Source organism: Propioniciclava sp. (genome assembly GCF_029977985.1).
GTDB lineage: Bacteria > Actinomycetota > Actinomycetes > Propionibacteriales > Propionibacteriaceae > Propioniciclava.
Map to the genome: position 1 here is coordinate 1 of NZ_JARKOT010000290.1, position 5,441 is coordinate 5,441.

Here is a 5,441-nt window from a genome sequence, read left to right on the forward strand (position 1 = left end):
GACGAGGTCCTGGTGAAGATGGTCGAGTGCTCCGGCGGCGATCGCTTCGCGGGCCGCTCGATGATCGGCGCGACCATTGGCACATCGGGGGTAGGGGGGGTAGATGTCCCAGGGTCGGCCGAAAGTGAGCGCAATCTGTCCCGTGGGTTGTCGGCGTCGCTTGTGGCGGCCTGGTGTGGTCATCCATTCGAGTTCGGCGGACCACCATTCCCACAGGTCGCGCTCGGCCTTATAGCGACCTTCTCGTGCGTCGAGGCGGCCCGCAACGCCGAGGCGGTCGGCCGCGAGGTCGCGCAGCTCGGGTCGGGTTCGACGCCAGCCCGTGGGTGTGGCCACGACGAGGCCAGCTCGGGCGAGGTCGTCGAGCAGGGGGCCGCGATCAGTTGTGCTCACGTTGGGATCGTTGAGGCGGGCGTAGAGGTTTCCTGCCGCGATCCGTTTGGTATGGCCGGTGAATAGGTCGTGGGTGGCAAGGTTTAGGCGTGTGCTGAGTTGGTTCAGAAGGAGGTTTCTCCAGCGGCTGCCCGCCCCTGCGGGGCGTGCAGCCCCTTGTGACTGAGTGCTATCGAGATCAGTGGGTGACGTCTTCTGGGGGTCGATTGTCCAGGTGGCGGCGTGGCGTCCCTCGCCAGGTCTCACCTGGGCGATCCACTCGTCGGCGGCCAGGCGGATGAGGGCGACACGGGCGGTGTCGCGGCCGATGCCGGCGAGCAGGGCGAGGCGGCGGGTGTCGGCCTCGACGGCTGTGCTCATGGCTTGCAGGGCGAGGTGGCAGAGGGTGTCGAGGATGCGCCGGTCGGCGGGCCCTCCGCCGCGTGTCCAGCGGCCTGGGGAGGCGTCGGCGCGCCATTGGACGTGCTCAACGAGCGCGGCGATCGCTTCGGCCCTGGGGTCGAAGCTGGGGTCGTCGCCGCTGCGTCGCTCGTGGGTGGCGACCCAGCGCAGCGCTGCCTGCCAGACGCGGCCGAGGGCGGCCTCGGGAGCCTGCTGGCCGCGTGCGGGCCGAGGGCGGCGCTGGGCGTGGTCGTTGCCGATGCGTTGGGTGCGGGCGTGCTCCATGCCGGGAGCCGTGGCCACAAGGGCGGCCAGGTCCCGGTGGTGCCAGTGGGCGGCGGCCGCGCCCAGGCAGACCGTGTAGAGGACGCGGGAGGCGTCCGCGCCTGGCTGGATGGGGGTGTCGAGGGCGGCGCGGCTTTTTGCCGGCAGGGGCCGGCGGGTGCCAGGCAGCCAGGGCCGTCCGTCCTCGTCGACGGGCAGGCGCAGCTCGGCTGTGTGGGGCGTCGTAGTCACGGTGGCCGTGTCGCCGAGCTCGTCGTTGAGGCGGCTGGCCAGGTCGACGAGCTGACTGGGCGTGGTGGTCGGCTGGGTGAGCGCGGCGAGGTCGCCGGTGACCACGCGGGACGCTCCGCCGTGGCGGTGCGGTGCGCCGGGGGGCCTCAGGCAGCCGGTGGCCGGGTTGAGCAGGGGAGTCGGATCGAGGCTGGGCGCGATGCCCTGGAGGGAGTGGGCCAGATGGCGCACGAGTTGCGCCTCGGCCGTCTCGGCCAACCCGATCCACACGTGGCGGCCGCCCGAGGGTCCGGACTCGCACACGACGTAGGCGATGCCCGCCTCATCGAGCGCGGAGGCGATCGCCTCCGCGTCCCGCTTCGCCTGGGCGGCTCCGCCGCCGTGGGCGTCGAGGTCGAGGCCGATGTAGCGGTAGCGGCGCTGCGCGTCCGTCAGGTACATGGCCCACGGGCCGACCGGGGCCGGCCCCGCAACGGCCACCTGTGTCGGGTAGGCGTTCACCTGGTCGCCGCTGGCGGCGCGCACCTGCGAGCGCGGGCTCAACGCACGTGTGAAACGCCACGCCGCGCCAACAGTCCCTAGGTCTAGGTGGTTCTGCTGATCTGTTGGTATCATGTGGGTGTCTTCCGAGTTGTGGGCATGGAAAATCCCTTCTTGGTTGTTGGCCCGCTTGCCGGTGGGCCTGCGAAGAGCCGGTTGCCGCCGACGCTTCGGATGTTGGTTCGCTTGATCTGGCTTGTGTTGGGGAACGTCAGCAGATCAGGCACTCACTCTTCAGACCCCTGCCCTGCCAAGGGCGGGGGTCTTGTGGTCTCATGGCGCGTCGATGGGCAGCTCCTCGTCGTTGTGGTGCGACTCAGCCCACCCGGCCGGCACCCCTTGTGTGTCGCGCGGAATGTTCTGGATGAGCCATTGGACGAGGGCCGACTTGCTCACACCGAGTTTGCGGGCCTCGCGCGTCAAAGCGTCCACGGCGGGCGCTTCAAGCATGAATGCGACCCGCCTTGGTTCGACGAGGGACCCTCGACGTCGTGAACGGACAGCCATATGCTCATAATAAGTGTGAGTACATACCGGCGAGGTGGAAGCACCCCGCGTGTCGCGTATTTCGTTCATGTCAGAGTCCTCGGGCGACGGCGGCGGCTGCGCGCAGCCATGCGCGTTGTGTGCTGGGGCGCAGGCTGTCCCATTGGAGGATGCCGTCGACGATGGCGGGGTCGTGGGGGATGGTGACGACTTCGCGGGCGAGTTCGTCGTACCCGGTGACGATGTTGATGATGTCGGTCTTGCTGGCGCGCGGGTCGGCTTGGGTGACCACGGCGACGGCGTTGTCCGCGAGCTGGCGTGAGTGTTGGTCCCGGCCGCGTAGCGCGTCGAGGAGGAGTGCGCCGGCTTCGGCGTGGTCTGCGCGGGTGGTGGTGGGCACGACGATCTGGTCGGCGTGCTCGATGGCTTCCAGCCACACGGGGTCGGATTCGTCGTTGCCGGTGTCGATGAAGATGAGGCGGTAGTACTTGGCGACGACGTTCCAGATGAGGTCGACGTCGTGGGGGGTGACGCGCTGGTCGGCGGCGAGCTGGATGGGCTGGCTGCGCAGTACGTCGAACCGGTCGGCGGTCTGGTGGTGCACGTAGTGCGCCAGATCGGCCGACTGGGCTCCGGTGCCCAACAGTCGTTCGGTTTGGGGAAGGAGGTCGAGGACGGTGGCTTCGTGGGGTCCCTGTTCGGTTCGCCATCCCAGGGTGCCCCTGGTCTGGTTGGCGTCCCAGGCGACAACACCGGCGCCGCCATAACGCGCGAACACAGCTGCGAGCAGCACCGTGGTGGGGGTTTTGCCTGCCCCGCCCTTCCCGTTGGCCACGATGATCGTCCTGGGGCCGGGCCAGTGCTGGGAGACGGCGTGGATGTCGTCACGTTCGGCGCGCTCCTGCTGGCTCGGGTTCATGCGCAGCCCGAGCCGGGTGGCCACGCCGCGCCAGCCCTGGGTGGCGGGCTGCTCGATCTCGGTGGCTTTGAGGAATGAATGGCGGCCCTGGACCTCGCGCCTGCTGGGCAGGTGCGCGATGGGGCTGTCGGCCGCACGCGGGGGAGTGTGTGCCTGGGTGTGCGGGCCGGCGACGCGGGGGGTTGGGCTGTCGTAGATCGGGGCCGCCGTGGCGGCGGCCGCGGCCTCGGCGGGGTCGTGGAGGTCGCCGTCGGGGGTGACGATGACGGTCCACACGCCGTCGGGGTCGGAGGCGGTGAGCGTGGCGCTTTCGCCGGCGGTGGCTGCGCGCTCCTGGGCGATCGCAACGACCTGGGCGCGGGCGTCTTCGAGGGTTGTGGCGGTGATCTTCTGCGGCGTGCCGTCGATCGTGACGATGGCACTGCCGTCGCGGGCGGTGGTGGCCTCGATGTCCATGGGGATGCTCCTTCGTTCAGCTCTGGGTGGCCTGGGTCTGCATGGCTGTGATCGCCCACTGGCCGTTCTCTTGGGTCGCGGTGACCCATGCGTCCCAGGCCACGTCGTCGGGGGCGTCTGAGCCGTCTCGGGGCGTGGTCTTGACGAGGTAGTGGACGATCCGGTGCACGTCGCCGTCCTGGTCGGGGTCGAGTCCTTCTTCGACGATCTCGCGGATGGTGACGGTGGTGTAGGAGTCATGCTGCGCGGCCTGTGTGAACTGGGCCTGGCCCTTGGCGGTGTCGGGGTCGTAGTCGTCGGCCGCTTGGCGCAGCGCGTCGGTCAGGTAGATCGCCGCTCGTTGGGTGGCGTAGGCGCTGGTCTTGTCGACCGTGGTGTCCCAGGTGGCGGCCGTGGCCACGTAGGCGCGGATCACGGCCTCGGGGTCGGTGCGGTCGATGGTGCCGGGGTCGGGGAGGCCAGCGAGCCAGGTGGGCTTGCCTCCGGGGATGGGTGTGCCGTCGGGGGCCTGCCCGATCGTGGGGCTGGGCGTGGCCGGTGTGCTGGTGGCGTTCGTCTGATCCGTTGCCGTGGCCGGGGTGTCGTCGGCTGTCGTGTGGGCGCATCCGGTGACGGCGGCCAGAGTGATGGTGCCGATGATGAGGGCGGCGGCACGCCGGTGGGTGCGCCTCATTGGATTCTCCTGTAGCTGCTCGGTGAGCCGTAGATGGGCTCGAAGTTGATGCCGTCGATGTGGTTGTCGGCGCTGACCATCCAGCCGTTGCCGGCGTAGATGGCGACGTGGTAGGCCGGCGTGCCGTAGAAGATGAGGTCGCCGACCTTGAGCTCACCGCGCTCGATGCCGGTGCCGACCTGCTGCTGCTGGGCGGCTGTGCGGGGCAGGCTGATGCCGAGGCGGCGGTAGACGGCGCTGGTGAGCCCGGAGCAGTCGTAGCCGCCGTCCTGGCGGCCGTTGCCGCCCCACACGTAGGCGTAGGTGTCGTCGGCCGCCACGGTCTTGGCCCATTCCACGGCGTCGGCCACGTCGGCGCTGACGCCGCCCTCGTCGGTGCTCTGGCTGGCGGCGGCCGCGAGGATCATGGCGACGTAGTTCTGTGTCTCGGTGAAGGCGGGGATGCCCCCGGCGGCCGTGACAGCGCCGAGGCCAGCGTTGTAGGCGGCCAGGGCGAGACTCACGACGTCCCCGGTGATGGTCTTGGCTGCGATGGCGCTTTTCACCTGGTCGACCAGGCCGCACATGTAGTGGCCTTGGGTGAGGATCGCGTCTGTCGGGTTCCACACGTCGGCGCGGCCGTCCCCGTCGCCGTCGACGCCGACGCTGGCCCACGTTCCGGGCATGAACTGGCTGATGCCCTGGGCTCCTGCGGGCGAGGTGGCATCGGGGTTCCACCCGGACTCCTGGTTGACTTGGGCGGCGATGAGGTTCGGCGTGATCTCGGGGCAGATGGACCCGGCCTGCGTCACGGCGTCGAGGTATTGGGCGGGGATCGCCACCGTGGCGGGCCGCTGTTGGTCGGCTTGGTGGCCGATACCGGGGATGATCGAGAGCACGGCGATGATCGCGGCCGCGACGGCGACTGCCACGGCGGCGGCGATCAGGCCGGGGGTCGAGCTGAGGGCGCTGATAGCGGCGGCGGCGAGTCGGCCCGCCCACGAGGCGGCCTGGACGGCTTGCCGGGTGGCGGCTGCGCCGCTCCTGGCGGTGCGCACGGCGGTGCGTGCACCCGTCTTGGCGGCGGCCGCCTGGGCC

4 protein-coding genes and 1 pseudogene are annotated in these 5,441 nt (G+C 70.2%); all 5 read right to left on the reverse strand.

Annotated features, from left to right (window positions below):
• Positions 1 to 1,833 (reverse strand): annotated as a pseudogene (locus Q1K57_RS15355) (hypothetical protein); the annotation flags it as partial.
• A 270-nt stretch (positions 1,834 to 2,103) separates the two neighbouring features.
• Positions 2,104 to 2,280, reverse strand: coding sequence for a hypothetical protein (locus Q1K57_RS15360; protein WP_300084227.1), 177 nt, complete (start codon positions 2,278 to 2,280; stop codon positions 2,104 to 2,106).
• Between the two features lie 127 nt (positions 2,281 to 2,407).
• Entirely contained in the window at positions 2,408 to 3,691 is a 1,284-nt protein-coding gene (locus Q1K57_RS15365) for an AAA family ATPase (protein WP_300084229.1), read from the reverse strand.
• A 16-nt stretch (positions 3,692 to 3,707) separates the two neighbouring features.
• Positions 3,708 to 4,364, reverse strand: a complete 657-nt coding sequence (locus Q1K57_RS15370; RefSeq protein ID WP_300084231.1) for a hypothetical protein — start codon at positions 4,362 to 4,364, stop codon at positions 3,708 to 3,710.
• The coding region (locus tag Q1K57_RS15375; RefSeq protein ID WP_300084233.1) for a bifunctional lytic transglycosylase/C40 family peptidase at positions 4,361 to 5,441 on the reverse strand (1,081 nt) is incomplete at its 5' end. The genes Q1K57_RS15375 and Q1K57_RS15370, both read right to left, overlap by 4 nt.

Bases quoted from the DNA above. Each gene is read 5' to 3' on its own strand.
- Q1K57_RS15360 (WP_300084227.1), bottom strand. From the start codon at position 2,280: ATGCTTGAAGCGCCCGCCGTGGACGCTTTGACGCGCGAGGCCCGCAAA.
- Q1K57_RS15365 (WP_300084229.1), bottom strand. From the start codon at position 3,691: ATGGACATCGAGGCCACCACCGCCCGCGACGGCAGTGCCATCGTCACG.
- Q1K57_RS15370 (WP_300084231.1), bottom strand. From the start codon at position 4,364: ATGAGGCGCACCCACCGGCGTGCCGCCGCCCTCATCATCGGCACCATC.